The organism is Roseovarius sp. MMSF_3350 (genome assembly GCF_030733425.1).
In the GTDB taxonomy this organism is placed as follows: Bacteria; Pseudomonadota; Alphaproteobacteria; order Rhodobacterales; family Rhodobacteraceae; genus Roseovarius.
The window spans coordinates 230,943-250,226 of the sequence record NZ_JASHIZ010000003.1 but is presented as its reverse complement, the minus strand read 5'-3'; the positions used below and the strand labels follow the sequence as shown (position 1 = coordinate 250,226).

General features: G+C 64.9%; 18 protein-coding genes. 12 read left to right on the top strand and 6 right to left on the bottom strand.

Translation table 11 applies throughout. From position 1 onward, the window contains the following. Positions 1-116: 116 nt before the first annotated feature. The gene (locus RBB31_RS05340; protein WP_306128227.1) at positions 117-1,121 is read right to left on the bottom strand and encodes a DUF2125 domain-containing protein; all 1,005 of its coding nucleotides are present in this window, start codon (positions 1,119-1,121) and stop codon (positions 117-119) included. Between the two features lie 82 nt (positions 1,122-1,203). Here RBB31_RS05340 and RBB31_RS05335 point away from each other — a divergent pair, with 82 nt between their 5' ends. The 3 genes from RBB31_RS05335 (at position 1,204) to RBB31_RS05325 (ending at position 5,181) form a co-directional block, all read left to right on the top strand. Beyond that, positions 1,204-1,734: a gamma-glutamylcyclotransferase gene (locus RBB31_RS05335; protein WP_306128226.1), complete on the top strand. Its 531-nt coding sequence runs from the start codon at positions 1,204-1,206 to the stop codon at positions 1,732-1,734. Positions 1,735-1,839: 105 nt separating this feature from the next. Further along, positions 1,840-3,063 carry a biopolymer transporter ExbB gene (locus RBB31_RS05330; RefSeq protein WP_306128225.1) on the top strand — a complete coding sequence of 408 codons (1,224 nt, stop codon included), beginning with the start codon at positions 1,840-1,842 and terminating at the stop codon, positions 3,061-3,063. Positions 3,064-3,066: 3 nt separating this feature from the next. Further along, the gene (locus tag RBB31_RS05325) at positions 3,067-5,181 is read left to right on the top strand and encodes a peptidoglycan -binding protein (RefSeq protein ID WP_306128224.1); all 2,115 of its coding nucleotides are present in this window, start codon (positions 3,067-3,069) and stop codon (positions 5,179-5,181) included. Between the two features lie 70 nt (positions 5,182-5,251). Here the strand turns inward: RBB31_RS05325 and RBB31_RS05320 are convergent, their stop codons facing one another. The 3 genes from RBB31_RS05320 to gloB all read right to left on the bottom strand — a co-directional run bounded on the left by RBB31_RS05320 (position 5,252) and on the right by gloB (position 9,616). Next, positions 5,252-6,235 (bottom strand): M23 family metallopeptidase, encoded by a 984-nt coding sequence (locus RBB31_RS05320; protein WP_306128223.1) that lies wholly within the window; start codon positions 6,233-6,235, stop codon positions 5,252-5,254. A 90-nt stretch (positions 6,236-6,325) separates the two neighbouring features. Beyond that, positions 6,326-8,659, bottom strand: coding sequence for an ATP-dependent Clp protease ATP-binding subunit ClpA (gene clpA, locus RBB31_RS05315; protein WP_306128222.1), 2,334 nt, complete (start codon positions 8,657-8,659; stop codon positions 6,326-6,328). 189 nt (positions 8,660-8,848) lie between these two features. Next, on the bottom strand, positions 8,849-9,616 hold the full coding sequence (gene gloB, locus RBB31_RS05310; protein ID WP_306128221.1) for a hydroxyacylglutathione hydrolase: 768 nt from the start codon (positions 9,614-9,616) through the stop codon (positions 8,849-8,851). A gap of 64 nt (positions 9,617-9,680) precedes the next feature. Here gloB and RBB31_RS05305 point away from each other — a divergent pair, with 64 nt between their 5' ends. Continuing rightward, a complete protein-coding gene (locus tag RBB31_RS05305; RefSeq protein ID WP_306128220.1) occupies positions 9,681-10,433 on the top strand; it encodes a class I SAM-dependent methyltransferase in 753 nt (250 codons plus the stop codon). On the opposite strand, the gene RBB31_RS05300 is transcribed toward RBB31_RS05305, so the two are convergent. Next, the gene (locus RBB31_RS05300) at positions 10,430-10,789 is read right to left on the bottom strand and encodes a VanZ family protein (RefSeq protein WP_306128219.1); all 360 of its coding nucleotides are present in this window, start codon (positions 10,787-10,789) and stop codon (positions 10,430-10,432) included. The genes RBB31_RS05305 and RBB31_RS05300 overlap by 4 nt on opposite strands. 403 nt (positions 10,790-11,192) lie before the next feature. On the opposite strand from RBB31_RS05300, the gene RBB31_RS05295 reads away from it, so the two are divergent. The 6 genes from RBB31_RS05295 (at position 11,193) to RBB31_RS05270 (ending at position 16,637) form a co-directional block, all read left to right on the top strand. After that, positions 11,193-11,759, top strand: a complete 567-nt coding sequence (locus RBB31_RS05295; protein WP_306128218.1) for a F0F1 ATP synthase subunit delta — start codon at positions 11,193-11,195, stop codon at positions 11,757-11,759. After that, the gene (gene atpA, locus RBB31_RS05290; protein WP_306128217.1) at positions 11,760-13,298 is read left to right on the top strand and encodes a F0F1 ATP synthase subunit alpha; all 1,539 of its coding nucleotides are present in this window, start codon (positions 11,760-11,762) and stop codon (positions 13,296-13,298) included. Positions 13,299-13,313: 15 nt separating this feature from the next. Continuing rightward, positions 13,314-14,198 carry a F0F1 ATP synthase subunit gamma gene (locus tag RBB31_RS05285; RefSeq protein ID WP_306128216.1) on the top strand — a complete coding sequence of 295 codons (885 nt, stop codon included), beginning with the start codon at positions 13,314-13,316 and terminating at the stop codon, positions 14,196-14,198. Between the two features lie 20 nt (positions 14,199-14,218). Further along, on the top strand, positions 14,219-15,643 hold the full coding sequence (gene atpD, locus RBB31_RS05280; RefSeq protein WP_306128215.1) for a F0F1 ATP synthase subunit beta: 1,425 nt from the start codon (positions 14,219-14,221) through the stop codon (positions 15,641-15,643). Between the two features lie 75 nt (positions 15,644-15,718). Further along, complete coding sequence (locus tag RBB31_RS05275) at positions 15,719-16,162, top strand: F0F1 ATP synthase subunit epsilon (RefSeq protein ID WP_306128214.1); 444 nt, start codon at positions 15,719-15,721, stop codon at positions 16,160-16,162. A gap of 124 nt (positions 16,163-16,286) precedes the next feature. Continuing rightward, positions 16,287-16,637, top strand: coding sequence for an H-type lectin domain-containing protein (locus tag RBB31_RS05270; protein WP_306128213.1), 351 nt, complete (start codon positions 16,287-16,289; stop codon positions 16,635-16,637). A gap of 145 nt (positions 16,638-16,782) precedes the next feature. Here the strand turns inward: RBB31_RS05270 and RBB31_RS05265 are convergent, their stop codons facing one another. Beyond that, complete coding sequence (locus RBB31_RS05265) at positions 16,783-17,799, bottom strand: ribose-phosphate pyrophosphokinase (RefSeq protein ID WP_306128212.1); 1,017 nt, start codon at positions 17,797-17,799, stop codon at positions 16,783-16,785. A 156-nt stretch (positions 17,800-17,955) separates the two neighbouring features. Here RBB31_RS05265 and RBB31_RS05260 point away from each other — a divergent pair, with 156 nt between their 5' ends. Further along, complete coding sequence (locus RBB31_RS05260; RefSeq protein ID WP_306128211.1) at positions 17,956-18,780, top strand: alpha/beta fold hydrolase; 825 nt, start codon at positions 17,956-17,958, stop codon at positions 18,778-18,780. A gap of 97 nt (positions 18,781-18,877) precedes the next feature. Further along, positions 18,878-19,279: a DUF2177 family protein gene (locus tag RBB31_RS05255; RefSeq protein ID WP_306128210.1), complete on the top strand. Its 402-nt coding sequence runs from the start codon at positions 18,878-18,880 to the stop codon at positions 19,277-19,279. Positions 19,280-19,284: the final 5 nt, after the last annotated feature.

Here is a 19,284-nt window from a genome sequence, read left to right as displayed (position 1 = left end):
GGGTTCGCGGCACCCCGGCGACGGCGGGCCCTTGTGAGCATTTCCCGGACATCCCCAAGGGTGTTTTCGGGGCTCCGGACTGTCGGGCTCCGGAGTCTTGTAACAAACCTTGAAGCCTAGCGGAGGCGCAGGACGGGGGCCGGGCCGAGCGGAACGGGACCCAAGAGCACCCGGCCGTCGCGCAGACCCAGCGGAATGTCGAGCGTCCTGGAATTGCCGGCCATCTGCGACACCAGCGCCAATCCATCTTCGAGCGTGCTGGCAAGGCCCTGCGGCAGCGCGCCGCTGTCCACGGCGAGGCGCAGGATGTCGCGCCAGTTGCGGGCCTTGACGGTGATCTCACCGGTGGGGATGCCGGCCGCGTCGACCGTGACCTCGCCCGCGGCCTGCAGTTCCAGCCGGCCCCAGCGGGCCTCGGCCAGCTTGAGGTCGATGCGGCGGGGCTGGGGACGGGCCTCTTCGATCGCCGAGAGGTCCCAGGGCTTGTCGAAATCCACGGTCATGTCCAGAGACAACGCCTCGAGCGTGTCGGGCAGGGTATCGCCGGGATCGACCTTGACCCGCCAGTCGAGGGCGGGCGCGAAGCCGTCGGCGGTGAGGCCGAGGCGATAGCTGCTGTCGGAGGCGGTGGTGCGTTCGGCGGCGAGCCGCAGGCTGTCGGCGGTGGTCGGCTGTACGGTGGTGATGGGCTGGACCGCGAGATCCTCGGCGGTGAGGGTCAGGCGCTCGAGCGGCAGGCCGGGCGCGGCGCGGGTGACGAGGCTGGCGCGCATGTCGGTACTGGTGACATCGTACTTGGCCTGGGGCGTGGCGATAAGCTGCACGTCTGGCCAGACGGCGATGATGTGATTGGGCTTGTAGCTGAGCGCGAAGACCTGGAAGAACGGCGCTTCCCACGCCAGGCCGGTGTCGGGGTCGGCGAGGCTGACGTCGGTGAAGGTGGTGTCGAAGCGGTTGGGAAAGCCCTGTGTCGACAGGTCGGAATAATCCGCGACCCAGCCATCGGCGCGGCGGCCCTCGAACCACGCCTCGAACGCCTTGGTGGCGCCGGTGGAGCCCACGGCCCAGTAGACGGACCACGCCAGGGCCGCCACCACGATCAGGATCAACATGCCGCGCATCTGCCTACCCGCCTTCTTTCGAGCCCTTGCCGAGTGGTATCTAAAGTGATTAGGGGGCAGGGGAAAGCGCAAGGAGCGAAAAATGACGATGTGGGTGTTCGGCTATGGGTCGCTGGTTTGGAACCCCGGCTTTACCCCCGTTCAGCGGGTGCTGGCGGCCTTGCCGGGCTATCACCGCAGTTTCTGCATGCGCTCGATCCATCATCGCGGAACCGAGGAGAACCCCGGCCTTGTGCTGGCGCTGGACGAAAGCCCCGATGCGCTGTGCCGGGGCGTGGCGCTGGCGGTGCACGAGGACGAGGAGGACAAGGTGCTGGCCTACCTGCGCGAGCGGGAACTGGTGTCGGCGGCCTATCTGGAAAAAGAGCTGGACATCATGCTGCGCGACGGGCGGCAGGTGCGGGCGCTGACCTATGTGATCGACGCCGATCACGTGCAGTATTGCGGCGGGCTGGACCTGGAGGAACAGGCGCGGATCATCGCGCGCGCGCACGGCGGCCGGGGGCCTAACCACGAATATCTTTTCCAGACCGTCGCGCACCTGGAGGAGCTTGGGATTCACGACCCCGAACTGGACTGGCTGGTGCGTCGGGTGAAGGGGATCGGGATTTGAGCGGGCGCACGGGGCGGACGCGGCGGAAATGCTTTAAAACCTTGGCTTCACAGTGGTTAACGCGTAGGGTGTCGCCAAACAATAACCGCGCCGGGAGCCGTCCAGATGGACCAGCCGGACCGTGAGGTCGAGCCGAACTTTTCACACCCCGTAAGGCAGATCACGCTAATGCTGATCGTGCTGGCCCTGACGGGGCTAGGCGCGTTCTTTGCGCTGCCGCGGGTGTTGCCGGTGTTCCAGGCGAACCCGTACCTGAACGGGTTCATCCTGTTCGTCTTTGTCATCGGCGTGGTGGCCTGTTTCTGGCAGATGTACCAGCTGATCGGCTCGGTGCGCTGGATCGAGGGGTTCGTGGGTGAACGCCCTGGCAGCGAAGAGATCAAGGCGCCGCAACTGCTGGCGCCTTTGGCGACCTTGCTGAAACAGCGCGGCAAGCGGATGAAGATCGCCTCGGGCTCGGCCCGGTCGATCCTGGACTCGGTGGCCCAGCGGATCGACGAGGCGCGGGAAATCACGCGCTATATCACCAGCATGTTGATTTTCCTAGGACTTCTGGGGACGTTCTATGGCCTGGCCACGACGGTGCCGGCGGTGGTGGACACGATCCGCAGCCTGGCCCCGCAGGAGGGCGAGGAAGGCGTGGACGTATTCAACCGCCTGATGACCGGGCTGGAATCCCAGCTGGGCGGGATGGGCGTGGCCTTTGCCAGCTCGCTTCTGGGCCTGGCCGGGTCGCTGGTGGTGGGCCTTTTGGAGCTGTTCGCGGGACACGGGCAGAACCGGTTCTACCGCGAGCTGGAAGAGTGGATGTCGACGATCACGCGCGTGGGTCTTGCCTCGGGCGACGGAGAGACCGGCAGCGAGGCCGGGGTTATGGCGAGCGTCGTCGACCACATGGGCGAGCAGATGGAGAGCCTGCAGCTGATGCTGACGCAATCCGATGTGAGCCGCGCGATGGTGGACGAAAAGCTGGGCCTGCTGGCCGACTCGATGGAAAAGCTGACCGAGCGGCTGACCGACACCGCGCCCTTGCACGACGCGCTGACGCGCGTGGCGGACGGGCAGGAAGAGCTGATCCGGCAGATGGCGAGCCACGAGGGCGAGAGTGGCGGGATCGACGCGGAAAGCAGGATGCGGCTGCGGTCGATCGACGTGCAGATGCTGCGCATCCTGGAGGAGATCAGCGCCGGGCGGCAGGAAAGCATGAGCGAGCTGCGCACCGATCTGAACGCGCTGTCGCGGGCGATCGGGCAGCTGGCGTCCAGCCACGGGCGGGGCGATACCTCGCTGCGGGCGTTGCGCCGGCCCGAGCGGGAGCAGGGGAGCTAGGCGATGGCCCTGTCACGGCGCACCGGCGCACGGTTCCAGGCCTCGATCTGGCCTGGGTTCGTGGATGCGATGACGGGCCTTCTCTTGGTGCTGATGTTCGTGCTGACCATCTTCATGGTGGTGCAGTTCGTGCTGCGCGAGACGATCAGCGGACAGGAAAGCCGGCTGGACGAGTTGTCGAACGAGGTGGCCGCATTGAGCCGGGCGCTGGGGCTGGAACAGGACCGCAACGCCACGTTGACCGAACGGGTGGGCGCGCTGACCGCGACGCTGGGCGATGCGCGCGAGCGGCAGGAGCAGCAGGCGGCGCTGATCGCGGCGCAGGAAACTCAGATCGCCGAGGCGGAGGCGCGGATCGCCAGTTTCGAGGAGCAGGTGGCGGGGCTGCTGGCGCAGCGCGACGAGAATCTTGGGACGATTGCCGACCTCGAAGGCCAGCGCGAGGAACTGCTGAGCGAGCAGGAGCGGTTGCAACTGGCGCTGGCGGGGCTGCGCGACGAGATCGATGCACAGGAAGAAGCGGCGCGGCTGGCGGCGGCGCAGGCCGATGCGCTGGAGGCGATGATTGCCGATCTGCGCAGCGAGGCCGAGGAGGACGCGGCGGCGCAGGCGGAACTGACGGCTCAGGTCGAGGATTTGCAGGCGCAATTGTCGGACGAGGAGAAGGCGCGGCTGGCCGAGGCGGCGGCAGCGGAGGCGCTGCGCGACCGGTTGGAAGATGCCGATGCGGAACTGACCGCGATGACGCTGGCGCTGGAGGAACAGCGCCGGCGCGCCGAGGAGACGCTGGCCATGCTGGCCGCGGCGGAGGACGCCCAGGAGGACCTCGACGTGCGGCTGGCGGCGGCGCTGATGGCGCAGCAGGAGGCCGAGGCGGCGCTGGAAGAGGCCGAGAGCGGGCGCGAGGTGCGCCGCTCGGAGCTGAGCGCGCTGGAGGCGGAACTGGCGCAGGCGCTGGCCGACGTGGAGACCGAGGCGGTGCGGGCGGAAGAATTGCAGGTTCGCCTGAGCGAGACCGAGGCGGAACTGGCCGCATTGCAGGAAGACAGCGGGCAGGTGGCGGAAACGGCGGCGAGCCTGGAGGAACGGCTGGCCGAGGCGCTGGCCGCGAAGACCGCCGCCGAGAACGAGGCGGTCGAGAATGCCGACCTGATCGCGGATTTGCGGCGGCAGATCGAGGCGCTTGAGGCGGATGTGCAGGCCCGGGACAAGCGGATCGCGTCGTTGATGGCGGCGAACGAAGCGGCCACGGCCGAGGCCATGTCGGCGGAGGATGTGCGCGCACAGCTGGCCGCCGCCCTGGCCGCAAAGCTGGCCGCCGAAGAGGAGGCCGAGGCGCGGCTGACGGAAGCCGAGCAGCGCGCGGCGATGCTGGGGCAGGTGCAGGCCGAGCTGGACCGGCAGCGCGCGCTGGCGGACGAGGCGCAGCAGGAGGAGGCGCTCTTGAACCAGCAGGTGCGGGCGCTGCGCGAACAGCTGGGGCAGTTGCAGGCGCTTCTGGACGATGCCAAGGCCCGCGAGGCGGCGACGGAGGTGCAGCTGCAATCGCTGGGCAACGAGCTGAACACCGCGCTGGCGCGGGTGGCGGCCGAGGAACGGCGACGGCGCGAGCTGGAGGAAGCCGAGCGCAAGCGGCTGGAAGCGGAGCGTGCGGATCTGGAGAAGTTCCGGTCGGAGTTCTTTGGCCGGTTGCGACAGTTGCTTGAAGAGCAGGAAGGCGTTCGGATCGTGGGCGACCGCTTCGTGTTCTCGTCCGAGGTGCTGTTCGCGCAAGGTGAAGCGCGTCTGTCGGACGCGGGCGAAGGAGAACTGGCCAAGGTGGCCGACATCCTGCGCACGGTGGCCGAGAATATTCCCGAGGATATCGACTGGGTGATCCAGGTGGACGGGCATACCGACAACGTGCCGGTGCGCGCGGGGGCGCAGTTCGAGGATAACTGGGAGCTAAGCCAGCAGCGGGCCCTGTCCGTGGTGCGTTATCTTGTCGATTTCCTTGGTCTGCCGCCGGAACGGTTGTCGGCCAATGGGTTCGGGCAGTACCAGCCGATCAATCCCGCCGACACGCCCGAGGCGCGAGCGCAGAACCGGCGCATCGAGCTGAAGCTGACGGAGAAATAGGCGGGCGGGTGCGCGATACCCGGCGGGCGTGGCGGCGTTGCTGCCGACCGGCTGCCTTTGGGGCGTCTCGCTATTCTGCCAGCACTATGATGTCGGCGTGGCGGTTGGCCAGCACCTGGCCGTCCCGTTCCAAAGTCACGTAGCCGCGATAGGCGCCGGGGGGCCAGCCGCCTTCGGGCGCACGGCGGCCATAGGCGCGGAAGAGCTGCGCCTGCGGCGCCTCGAGCGTCTCGGAATGATAGAAGATCTCGCCCTCGGGGCCCGAGGCGGTGATGCGCATGGTGTCGCCGGGCTGGGCATAGAAGACGTAACCGTAGAGCACCAAAGGCGTGTCGAAGGTGGTCTCGGTCACGCGGGCATCGCCGGATTTCACGGCGTCGAACTCGGGTACGGCGGTGGAAAAGGCTGCGGTGAAGAGGCCCGCGCGGTGATAGGGCAGGGCGGTTTCCCACAGTCCCGGGCCGGTGGCGGTGCCGCAGGTGCCGGGTTCGGCCTCGGGCAGGAAGGGATCGATGACCTCGCCATCCTTCAGAACGGTCAGGTGCAGATGCGGTGCGTTGGTCATGCCACTGAGACCGATCTCGCCCAGGGGCGTTCCGGTCTCGACCTGTTGGCCTTCCTGTACGACGATCGAGCCTTTCTTGAGGTGGCAATAGAGGGTCTGCCAGCCATCGCCATGGTCGATGCGCGCGCCGTTTCCGCATTCCTGCCCTGCTACACGGTCGCTGGTTTCCGGGGTGAATGCGATGTCCTCCATCCCGTCGCGGGAGGCCGCGACGCGGCCAGGCGCGGCGGCGAGCACGTTCACGCCCGTCTCCATCGCCTCGAATGACATCAGGTGAAAGTCGGTGCCGCGATGGTCATCTCGGCTTTTGAGGCCGCACATGAAATCGAATTGTCCCTGGCCGGGGTCAAGGTCGACGTAATCCTCGATATAGCAGGTTTGGCCCAGGGCGCAGTCGATGGGCAGCGCGAGGGTCGGCGGCTCTGCCAAGGCGGGAGCGGCCAGCAGAATGAGGGCGGCGGTCAGTGCGGCATGATCGACGGTTGGCAAGGGGAAACCTCGAAAGCTGGGGGCGGACGCTAAAACGGGCGGCATGAGATGCCGCCCGTGTCATAGCTTACCGCAAAGTCTGCGCCCCTGTCACTCTGCCGTGAGAAGAGGCGGCTTTTTTCCCGACAGGCGCGGATGTTCCGGGCCCTCGATGCGCAAATCGATCTGGCCGTCCTTGACCCCGACCTTGACGACGCCGCCCTTGGCGAGCTTGCCAAAGAGCAATTCTTCGGCCAGCGGCTTCTTGATGTGTTCCTGGATCACGCGGCCCAGGGGGCGCGCGCCCATCTTGTCGTCGTAGCCCCTGTCGGCCAACCATTCGGCGGCGGGCTTGGTCAGCTCGATGGTCACGTTGCGGTCCATCAGCTGCGCTTCGAGTTGCAGCACGAACTTCTCGACCACTTGCAGGATGACCTCTTTCGGCAGCGGGCCGAAGGAGATGACCGCATCCAGCCGGTTGCGGAATTCCGGCGTGAAGGTGCGTTCAATGGCGGCTGTGTCCTCGCCCTCGCGGCGGTCGCGGCCAAAGCCGATGGCGGCCTTGGCAAGCTCGGTGGCGCCGGCGTTCGAGGTCATGATCAGGACCACGTTGCGGAAGTTCACAGTGCGGCCGTTATGGTCGGTCAGGTTGCCGTGGTCCATCACCTGCAACAGGATGTTGAACACGTCCGGATGCGCCTTTTCGATCTCGTCGAGCAGCAGGACGCAATGCGGATGCTGATCGACGCCGTCGGTCAGCAGGCCGCCCTGGTCGAAGCCGACATAGCCCGGAGGCGCACCGATCAGGCGCGAGACCGCGTGTTTCTCCATGTACTCGGACATGTCGAAGCGCAGCAGTTCCACGCCCAGCGTATCGGCAAGCTGTTTCGCCACCTCGGTCTTGCCGACGCCGGTGGGGCCGGCGAAGAGGTAGTTGCCGATGGGCTTTTCGGGTTCGCGCAGGCCGGCGCGCGCCAGCTTGATCGCTGCCGACAGCGCCTCGATCGCGGTGTCCTGGCCGAAGACGACGCGCTTGAGCGAGCCTTCGAGATCCTTGAGCACCTCGGCATCGTCCTTGGAGACGTTTTTCGGAGGAATGCGGGCGATCTTGGCCACGACATTCTCGATCTCCTTGGGACCGATGGACTTGCGCCGCTTGGAGGCGGCGACGAGATGCTGTGCGGCGCCGGCCTCGTCGATCACGTCGATGGCCTTGTCGGGCAGCTTGCGGTCGTTGATGTAGCGCGCCGAAAGGTCCACCGCAGTACGTATGGCCTCGGCGGTGTATTTCACGCTGTGATGCTCCTCGAAATAGGGCTTGAGGCCCTTGAGGATCTTGATCGCGTCATCGACCGTGGGCTCGACCACGTCGATTTTCTGGAACCGGCGGGAAAGGGCGCGGTCCTTTTCGAAATGCTGGCGGAACTCCTTGAACGTGGTGGAGCCCATGCAGCGCAGCTTGCCGCCCTGAAGCGCGGGCTTCAGCAGGTTGGAGGCGTCCATCGCGCCGCCCGAAGTGGCGCCGGCGCCGATGACGGTGTGAATCTCGTCGATGAAGAGCACCGCGTCGGGATGCTCCTCGAGCTCGGTCACGACGGCCTTGAGCCGTTCCTCGAAATCGCCGCGATAGCGCGTGCCGGCCAGCAGCGCGCCCATGTCGAGCGAGAAAATGGTCGTTTTCGACAGGACCTTGGGCGTCTGCCCGCCCACGATCTTGTGCGCGAGGCCTTCGGCGATGGCGGTCTTGCCGACGCCGGGATCGCCCACCAGGAGCGGGTTGTTCTTGCGCCGGCGGCAGAGCACCTGGATGCAGCGCTCGACCTCGCTGTCGCGACCGATCAGGGGATCGACGTCGCCCCGCCGGGATTTCTCGTTGAGGTCGACGCAGTACTTGGCCAGGGCGGATTCGCCGTTCTCAACCTGCTCGCCCTCGGACGAGGACTTGGTCTGTTCGGCCTCTTCTTCGCCCACACCCTGCACGGGCCGGGATTCGCCAAAGGCCGGGTCCTTGGCCACGCCATGGGCGATGAAGTTGACCGCGTCGTAACGGGTCATGTCCTGCTCCTGCAGGAAGTAGGCGGCGTTCGACTCGCGCTCGGCGAAGATGGCGACGAGGACGTTGGCGCCCGTCACCTCGGTGCGGCCAGACGACTGCACGTGGATGGCGGCGCGCTGGATCACGCGCTGGAAGGCGGCGGTGGGCACCGCCTCGGAGCCTTCGATGTCGGTGACGAGATTGGACAGGTCATCGTCGATGAATTCCACCAGCGTGGTGCGCAGGTCTTCGGTTTCGACGCTGCATGCCTTCATCACGCGGGCGGCGTCGGGTTCATCGATCAGGGCCAGCAGGAGATGTTCCAGCGTGGCGAATTCGTGTTGGCGCGCATTGGCCAGGGCCAGTGCAGCGTGGATTGCCTGTTCCAGCGTGTTAGAGAATGACGGCACGGTGTGCTCCCTCTGCTTGGGCTAGGGCCGGTCCCGCGACCTTCGCCTTATATGATTAAAGTTTGGTCGATACAGGCCAGCCTTCAAGGACTTTTTTCCAAAACCCGTTCACTTTTCCCTGTCCGATCTTACAAAAGCCGCTTTTGCAGGCCGTCCCCGTGACAATTTGGCAAGCCCAGCCGGGCGTGCCTAGAAATTGTCCTTCCGGGTGCGGATTTCGGCGAACACGTCGGCGGCGTCGGCGCCCGTCATGCCGAGATTCGCCTGCACGGCGGGATCGGAGGCACGCAGGAACGGGTTGGTGGCCAATTCTTCGGACAGGGTCGAGGGAACGGTCGGTTTCCCTTGATCGCGGGCGGCTTCGACCGCCTTGACCCTTGATATAAGCGCCGGATTGTCGGGATCAATAGTGACCGCAAAACGCCCGTTGGCGGCGGTGTATTCATGGCCGGAGCAGATGGTCGTGTCGGGCGGCAGGGCGGCGAGTTTAGACAGGCTGTGCCACATCTGGGGCATGGTTCCCTCGAAGACGCGGCCACAACCCAGGGCCATCAGGCTGTCGGCGGTGAAGGCCACCTTGCTGTCCGGAAAGTGAAAGGCGATGTGTCCGATGGTGTGGCCCGACACGTCCATGACGGTGCCGGTGTCCGAGCCGATGTTGATGGTGTCGCCGTCCTGAAGCGCGATGTCGAGCTTTGGCAGCCGGGAGGCGTCGGCGGCGTGGCCCACGACCTTTGCGTCATGCTTGGCCAGAAGCTCATCCAGCCCCTGCACGTGGTCGGCGTGATGGTGGGTGATGAGCACATGCGTGGCGTTCCAGCCCTTGTCTGCCAAAGCCTTGAGGATCGGCGCGGCCTCGGGAACGTCCACCACGGCGGTCTCGCCGGTCTCAGGGTCGTGGGCGAGAAAGGCGTAGTTGTCCGAAAGGCACGGGACGGTTTCGATCTGCAATGTCATTGGTCGATCCTTGAATTCGTGGTTATGTTTGCCCCGAGAGTGACGGATCGAGGCGCGGGCTGCAATGCATCTGGACGTGCAGGACCTGAGGAATTTCTATTACCGCAACCCGCTGGGGCGCGCGGTGCAGAAAACCGTGGGCGCCGAGATCAGGGCGCTTTGGCCCGAGGCGAAGGGTCAGACGGTGGCGGGCTATGGCTTTGCCGTGCCGTTCCTTCGGCCCTACCTGAAGGACAGCCGCCGGGTGATCGCGCTGATGCCGGCGCCGCAGGGGGTGATCCGCTGGCCGTCGGACAAACCCAATATCAGCGTTCTGTGCGAAGAAACCCTGTGGCCGCTGGAGACGGGGCGTGTCGACAAGCTGATGCTGGTGCATGGGCTGGAGACATGCGAGCGGCCCGGCGAATTGCTGGAGGAGTGCTGGCGGGTGCTGGGGCCGGGGGGCTCGGCGCTGTTTGTGGTGCCGAACCGGGCGGGGCTGTGGTCGCGCAGCGACCGCACGCCATTCGGGTACGGGCGCCCCTACAGCCAGAGCCAGCTGGAGTCGCAGCTGAAGACCCGTAATTTTCTGCCCGAGCGGCACGTGACCGCGCTCTACCAGCCGCCGTCGCACCGCAAATTCTGGCGCAAGACGGCGGGCATGTGGGAGAATATGGGCGGCAAGCTGTCGGTGGTGCTGAAAGGCGGCGTGCTGATCGTGCAGGCCACCAAGCGGGTGCACGCGCCCACCGATCGCGGCTCGGCCATCCGGGACACGGTGCGCAGCCCGCTGGGCGTTCTGCGGCCAAAGCCGGATCCGCAGGCCAAGCCGGTCTAGCTACGCCGCAAGACCGCGCGGACCAGCATTCCTACGCAAAGTCCCAGCCCGACGCCGAGCGCATCGGCGAGAAGATCCAGCCACTCGGCGCCGCGCCCGAAGGCGGGCTGGATGATCTCGATCGCCGCGCCGAAGGCGATGCAGGCGGGGGCGAGACGCAGGGCGCGGCGCGGTTCGGTGCAGGCCATGGGCAGGATCAGGGCCGCGAAGGCCAGAAAGTGCAACACCTTGTCGATCAGCGTGAACGGTACCGACGCCGCGTCGTGCGGCCAGAGCATGACCACGAGGATGCCGACCGCCAGAAGGAGGGTCAGGGCGCGGGCGTACCGGACAAGGGAAGAGGCGGGACGGGTCATCGCAGGCTCCTTAGGACCAGACCGGCCGGCGTGCAATCGGCGTGTTTCGAGGCCGGAAGAACACGCTTGGCGCGTGATAGCGGTAACGCGACGCGCGCCCTGCGAGGGCCAGTCTTGCCGGAGTTTTCGGCACGCCGTTCACGAAGGAATCGCAAAAAAGCGACGAAAAGTTACGATTTTTGTCGCAATAAAAATGCGCATTCGGTCGCATCCGGGGTAAGCCTTTGAAAAACAATGGTATCCATCGGCATACAACTCCTTTCTGCTAGCTTGCGAGGTTCGGAACGGTCTGCTAAACCGCCCACGAAAATCGATGTCTCGCGAGTTTCATCGTCTCTAACCACCCTGGTAAAGACGGCCTTTGCGCCGTCTTTTGTCGAGCCGGGGTCAAACTATCGGAAGGGTGGACGTGTCCGAACCAGCTTCGATCTCCTCCGGCATTGCCGAACGCTATGCCACTGCCATTTTCGAGCTTTCCAAAGACGCAAACTCGCTGGACAAGCTTGAAACGAACCTTGCCGATCTTTCCGCCGCCCTGAACGACAGTGCCGATCTGCGTGACCTGATCAGCAGCCCGGTCGTCAGTCGCGAGGACCAGGGCCGTGCCATCACGGCCATTGCGGAGAAGATGGGTCTTGTCCCCGAACTGAAGAACGGCCTGGCGCTGATGGCGCAAAAGCGCCGCCTGTTCGTGCTGCCGCAATTGGTCCGCCTGCTGAACGAGCGCATTGCCGATCACAAGGGCGAAGTGACCGCCGATGTGACCAGCGCCGTCAAGCTGACCGACGCGCAATCGAAGAAGCTGGCCGAGACGCTGAAGAGCACCGTCGGAAAAGACGTCAAGATCAATGCGACCGTCGATGAAAGCCTCATTGGCGGTCTTGTCGTAAAGGTGGGCTCGAAGATGATCGACACGTCGATCCGCTCGCGCCTCAATTCCCTACAGAATGCAATGAAAGAGGTCGGATAAATGGGTATCCAAGCTGCAGAGATTTCTGCGATCCTTAAGGACCAGATCAAGAATTTCGGCCAGGAAGCCGAAGTTGCCGAGGTGGGTCGCGTGCTGTCAGTCGGCGACGGGATTGCCCGCGTCCACGGCCTCGACAACGTGCAGGCCGGTGAACTGGTGGAGTTCCCCGGCAGCATCATGGGCATGGCGCTGAACCTGGAGACCGACAACGTCGGCGTCGTGATCTTCGGCTCGGACCGGGACATCAAGGAAGGCGACACCGTCAAGCGCACCAAGTCCATCGTGGACGTGCCCATCGGTGACGAACTGCTGGGCCGGGTCGTGGACGGCCTGGGCAACCCGCTGGACGGCAAGGGCCCGATCAAGGCTTCGGCTCGTGGCGTCGCGGACGTCAAGGCGCCGGGCATCATCCCGCGTAAATCGGTGCACGAGCCGATGGCAACGGGTCTGAAATCGGTCGACGCCATGATCCCGATCGGCCGTGGCCAGCGGGAGCTGATCATTGGCGACCGGCAGACCGGCAAGACCGCCGTGGCTCTGGACACGATGCTGAACCAGAAATCCTATAACGACGCCGCCGGCGACGACGAGAGCAAGAAGCTCTACTGCGTCTACGTTGCCGTGGGGCAGAAGCGCTCTACCGTGGCGCAGCTGGTGAAGAAGCTGGAAGAAGCCGGCGCGATGGAATATTCCATCGTCGTGGCCGCCACCGCGTCGGACCCCGCGCCGATGCAGTTCCTGGCGCCCTATTCGGCGACCGCCATGGCGGAGCATTTCCGCGACAACGGCCGTCACGCGCTGATCGTGTACGATGACCTGTCGAAACAGGCCGTGGCCTATCGCCAGATGTCGCTGCTTCTGCGCCGCCCGCCGGGCCGCGAAGCCTACCCGGGTGACGTTTTCTACCTGCACTCCCGTCTGCTGGAGCGGTCGGCCAAGCTGAACGAAGAGAACGGCTCGGGCTCGCTGACGGCGCTGCCGATCATCGAAACGCAAGGCGGCGACGTGTCGGCCTTTATCCCGACCAACGTGATCTCGATTACCGACGGCCAGATCTTCCTGGAAACCGAGCTGTTCTACCAGGGCATCCGCCCGGCCGTGAACACCGGCCTGTCGGTCAGCCGCGTGGGCTCCTCGGCCCAGACCAACGCGATGAAGTCGGTTGCCGGCCCGGTGAAGCTGAGCCTTGCGCAGTACCGCGAAATGGCGGCCTTTGCCCAGTTCGGCTCGGACCTCGATGCCTCGACCCAGCGCCTGCTGAGCCGTGGTGAGCGTCTGACCGAGTTGATGAAACAGCCGCAATACTCGCCCCTGACCAACGCCGAGATCGTCTGCGTGATCTACGCCGGCACGAATGGCTATCTCGACAAGATCAGCGTCGACCAGGTTGGCCGGTTCGAGGACGGGCTGCTGAACCACATGCGCACCAAGCGCAAGGACGTTCTGGACTGGATCACCAACGAGGATCCCAAGATCAAGGGCGACGCCGAAGACAAGCTCAAGTCGGCCATCGAAGAGTTCGCAGCCGACTTCGGATAAGGGGGTGACGAGGCAATGCCGAGTCTTAAGGACCTAAAAAACAGGATCGAGTCGGTCAAATCGACCCGCAAGATCACCAAGGCCATGCAGATGGTGGCCGCCGCGAAACTGCGGCGGGCCCAGGATGCGGCCGAAATGGCCCGCCCCTATGCCGAGCGGTTCAATGCGGTGATGTCCAAGCTGGCCGCCGCCGCGGGCGATGCCGAGAACGCACCGCCCCTGCTGCGCGGTACGGCCAAGGACGATGTGCATCTGCTGGTCGTGATGACCGCCGAGCGGGGCCTCTGCGGTGGCTTCAACGCCAACATCGCCAAGCTGGCGCGGACCGAGATCAACAGGCTCAAGTCCGACGGCAAGACCGTGAAGATCATCACCGTCGGCAAAAAGGGCCGGGACGCGCTGAAGCGTGACTTTTCCGACCTGTTCATCGACCATGTCGATCTGTCCGAGGTGAAGAACGTGGGCTATGCCGACGCGCAGAAGGTGGCGCAGAACGTGCTGGATCGTTTCGACAACGAAGAGTTCGACGTCGCCAAGATCTTTTTCTCGGAATTCGAGAACGTGGTCAGCCAGAAGCCGACCATGAAGCAGGTGATCCCCTTCGAGATCGACGAAACGGCGGCTGAAGAGTCGGACGATGCCGGCACGATCTATGACTACGAGCCCGACGAGGACGCGATCCTGCGCGACCTGCTGCCCCGGGGCGTGGCCACGGCCATCTTCAGCGGCCTGCTGGAGAATGGCGCCAGTGAACAGGGCGCTCGGATGTCGGCCATGGACAACGCGACGCGCAACGCGGGCGAGATGATCGACAAGCTGACCATCGAGTACAACCGCTCGCGTCAGGCCGTGATCACCAACGAGCTGATTGAAATCATTTCGGGCGCCGAGGCGCTTTAAGAACAACCGGAGAAACGACAATGGCCAAAGCAAAAGGCAAAATCACACAGGTGATCGGCGCCGTGGTGGACGTGCAGTTCACGGACCACCTGCCCGAAATCCTGAACGCCCTGGAAACCGACAACAACGGCAAGCGGCTGGTCCTCGAAGTGGCCCAGCACCTTGGCGAAAACACCGTGCGCACGATCGCCATGGACTCCACCGAGGGCCTGGTACGCGGCCAGGAAGTGACCGACACCGACGGCCCGATCAGCGTGCCGGTGGGCGACGCCACACTGGGCCGCATCCTGAACGTCATCGGCGAGCCGGTGGACGAGGGCAAGCCGATCGAGGCGAAAGAGACCCGCGCGATCCACCAGCCCGCGCCCGAGTTCGAGGCACAGTCGACCGAGTCGGAAATCTTGGTCACCGGCATCAAGGTCGTTGACCTGCTGGCGCCTTACGCCAAGGGCGGCAAGATCGGCTTGTTCGGCGGCGCCGGCGTGGGCAAGACGGTTCTGATCATGGAACTGATCAACAACATCGCCAAGGTGCACTCGGGTTACTCGGTTTTCGCCGGTGTGGGCGAGCGTACGCGTGAGGGCAACGATCTCTATCACGAGATGATCGAGTCGAACGTCATCGACCCCGAGAACCTGGAGAACTCCCAGGTGGCGCTGGTCTACGGCCAGATGAACGAACCGCCGGGCGCGCGTGCCCGTGTGGCGCTGACCGGTCTGACGCTGGCCGAACAGTTCCGCGATGCCTCGGGTACGGACGTTCTGTTCTTCGTGGACAACATCTTCCGCTTCACGCAGGCGGGTTCCGAGGTGTCGGCTCTGCTCGGCCGTATTCCCTCGGCGGTGGGTTACCAGCCGACGCTGGCCACGGACATGGGCGCGATGCAGGAGCGCATCACGTCGACCAAGGCCGGTTCGATCACCTCGATCCAGGCCGTGTACGTGCCTGCGGACGACCTGACCGACCCCGCGCCGGCCACGACATTCGCCCACCTCGACGCCACGACCGTTCTGTCGCGCGCCATCTCGGAGCTGGGCATCTACCCGGCTGTGGACCCGCTCGACTCGAACTCGCGTCTGATGGACCCGCAGATCGTGGGCGAGGAGCACTACAAGGTGGCGCGTGACGTGCAGGGGATCCTGCAACGCTACAAGTCGCTGCAGGACATCATCGCGATCCTCGGCATGGACGAACTGAGCGAAGAGGACAAGCTGACCGTGGCGCGCGCCCGGAAGATCCAGCGCTTCCTGTCGCAGCCTTTTGACGTGGCCAAGGTGTTCACCGGCTCGGACGGCATCCAGGTGCCGCTGGAAGACACGATCGCGTCCTTCAAGGCGGTTGTGGCCGGCGAGTACGACCACCTGCCCGAAGGCGCATTCTACATGGTGGGCGGCATCGACGATGTGAAAGCCAAGGCCGAGAAAATGGCCGCGGACGCCGCATAAGCGTGGGTTTTCACCCACCCTAAGGGATGAGCCAAAGGGTGGGCGAGACCTGGCGTGACAGAAACGGAGGCCAATATGGCTGATACAGTGCAGTTCGACCTTGTGAGCCCCGAGCGCCTGCTGGCGTCGGTCGAGGCGACCGAGGTGCAGATCCCCGGCACCGACGGCGACATGACGGCCATGGCCGATCACGCGCCGCTGATCACGACCCTTCGACCGGGCGTGGTACGCGTCTCCGGCTCGGATGGTGACAAGGAATATGTCGTCACCGGAGGCTTTGCCGAGATCAACGCCGACTCGATCTCGGTGCTGGCGGAACGCGCCCTGCCGCGCGAGGACATGACGCAGGACGAATTCCAGAAGATGGTCGACGAGGCGACAGACCGGCTGGCCAAGGCGCAGGAAACATTCGTCAACGAGCCCGGGCCGGTGGACGACGCGGCGAAACTGCTGGCCGACATGGTGGCGATGGGCGACCAGATCGGCCTGTCCACCACGTCCAAGGCGCCAGCGCCCTGAGGGGCTGACGCGCAGGGTAGCATTCTGGGAAGGGCCCACAAATGTCGGGCCCTTTTCCTTTTTGGTTCTCAATTTCGACGAAAAGCGATAGTAGGACCATTGGCGTGGCGGCGCGTGGCGGTAAATGAAATATCTTGTCAATCAGACCATCGGGATCGAGCAGGGTGATGATGTCCTGTTTTCCGACTATGAGGATGGCGGCGAGATGTGGACCGGCACCGGCGCCCGCGAACGCCGCCGCAAGGTGACGTTCGGCACCGCCTTCAAGGAACCGCCCGCCGTGCATGTCAGCCTATCGATGTGGGACATGGACAGCGCCACGAACGCCCGCGCCGATGTCACCGCCGAGAAGGTGGTGGCGACGGGGTTCGAGGTGGTGTTCCGCACATGGGGTGATACGCGTGTCGCCCGAGCCCGGATCCGGTGGATGGCCATCGGTGCGGTGCCGCACGAAGACGACTGGCAGCTTCACTGAAGAGCTTTGTGCCTCCGGCGGAGATATTTTTCGCCAGAGGAAGCAGCACGGCGGAGTTTCTTCTTCTGGCTACAAATATCCCGGGCTTTGGGGCTGGCTCCAATCAAACAAAAGAGCGTGGCGCAGCCACTCGATCGGGTCAGGCTCAGGTGCCGAACTGTCCTTCGTAGATGGGCTCCAGCGTCGGGGTTTCGAAGAGCGACGACACCGATGTGCCGTTCCAGATGTTCAGGATCGCCTGGGCAAAGACCGGGGCGGTGGGGATGATACGGATATTGGGGGTGTTTTTGACCGCTTCGGTGGGCTGGATCGTGTCGGTGATGACCATGGATTTCAGCACCGAGTTGGTGATCCGTTCCACTGCGGGCCCAGAGAGTACGCCGTGGGTGGTGTAGGCGTGCACCTCCTTGGCGCCGTTGTCGAGCAGGATCTGTGCCGCCTTGCACATGGTTCCGGCGGTGTCGCACATGTCGTCGACGATCACGCAGATCTTTTCGCTGACATCGCCGATCACGGTCATCTCGGCCACTTCGCCGGCTTTCTCGCGGCGTTTGTCGACGATGCTGAGGGGGGCGTTGATCCGCTTGGCCAGTTCCCGGGCGCGGGCCACGCCGCCGACGTCCGGCGAGACGATCATCACGTCGTCGAGGTGGTCGCGGAACTGGGTCATCACGTCCAGCGCGAAGACCGGTGAGGCATAGAGGTTGTCGACGGGAATGTCGAAGAAACCCTGGATCTGGGCCGCGTGCAGGTCCATCGTCAGGACCCGTTCGATGCCCGCCTCGACGATCATGTTGGCCACCAGCTTGGCCGAGATGGGCGTGCGGGCCTTGGTGCGGCGGTCCTGCCGCGCATAGCCGAAATAGGGGATCACGGCGGTGATGCGCTTGGCCGAGGAGCGGCGCAGCGCGTCGGACATGATGAGCAGTTCCATCAGGTTGTCGTTGGCCGGGTTCGAGGTGGGCTGGATGATGAACATGTCCTCGCCGCGGACATTCTCGAACACCTCGACGAAGATCTCGCCGTCGTTGAAGCGCTCGACGCGGGCGTCGACCAGCCCGACATTGACTCCGCGGTGCATGGACATCCGGCGCGCGACCGCCTTGGCAAGCGGCATGTTGGCGTTGCCGGAAATGAGCTTCGGCTCGTGTGTGACTGACATGTGAAAGGGTCCCCGGGTGGTCGATCTTGACAGATTCGTGACGTTGACACCGATTAGCATGGGTGGCACCTGTGGCAAAGACATGCATTGGGTAAGGGTGCCGAATGCCGCGAAAGGCCCGACAAATGAGACGCACCCTGCCGCATTTCCCCGCAGATGCCCCCGTGGCGCGCGATGCCTGACGGGTTGAAAGCCGGATTTCCGACCTATTGGACGACATTCGGGCAAGGCCCCGAAGCCGCGCTGGCCATCCATTGCTCGCTGGCGCATTCGGGCAGTTGGAGCGGGCTGGCGCGGCACCTGTCGGGGGCGCTGACGCTCACAGCGTTCGACATGCCGGGGCACGGGCGCAGCGGCGCTTGGGACGGGCGCGGCGAGATCCAGAAAGTGACCGCCGAGATCGCGGCCGATCTGCTGGATGATCCGGCGCATTTCGTCGGGCATTCCTTTGGTGCGACGGTGGCGTTGCGGTTGGCGGTGATGCGGCCGGAACTGGTGCGGTCGCTGGTGCTGATCGAGCCGGTGTTCTTTGCCGTGGCGTTGGACGATCATCCGGAGATGCGCGAGGGCTTTGCAGCGCAGATGTCCGGGTTTGCCGAGGGGATGGCGACCGGGGACCGGCACGCGGCGGCGCGGGCCTTCTTGTCAGTCTGGGGCAACGGGGCGGAGTGGCAGAGCCTGGGCGCCGAGGAGCGCGACCGGCTGGCCGCGCAGATGCCGCTGGTCGAGGCGGGGCATGCGGCGCTTTACGACGACGTGGGTGGCCTGCTGGCGCCCGGTGTCCTGCAGGGTGTGACGCAATCCGCGCTGCTGATCGAGGGCAGCGAGTCCCCGGACATCATCGGCGCGATCAACGAGGGACTCGCGGCGCGGTTGCCCAACGCGGAACGGGCGGTGATGGCCGGGGCGGGGCACATGGTGCCGATCAGCCATCCCCGGCAGGTGAGCGCGGAAATCCTGCGGTTCCTGCGCGATGTGTGACGCCGACAGCTGGTCTTGCGTAACTTCGCGCTAGCTGTTGACGGGCGGGAGGAACCGGCCAGGTCCGGGCCGCGTTCAACCGGTCGGGAGGCCAAGCATGACCATCGCCATACTTTACGTCGTCACCTTTGCAGTCTTTCTGGGGTTGGATTACCTGGGGCTGAGCTACCTGATCAAGCCGACCTTCGAGAAGGATATCAAGGGCCTGCTGCTGGACAGCCCCCGGCTTGGCCCGGCGGTCGCGTTCTATGCCTTCTACGTCTTCTGCGTGCTGTGGTTCGTCAGTTGGCCCGCGATGCAGCATGATCACAGTTTGCTGTGGGTGTTCGCAACGGCTGCGCTGATCGGGGCGATGGGCTATGGCACCTACGAGTTCACCAACCTGTCGACGCTGAAGGACTGGACGTGGCGTATGGTGGCCACGGACTTCACTTGGGGTACGCTGCTTACTGCGGTGTCCGCGACCGTGGGCGTTGCCGTGGCGCGGTGGTGGGCCTGAAACCG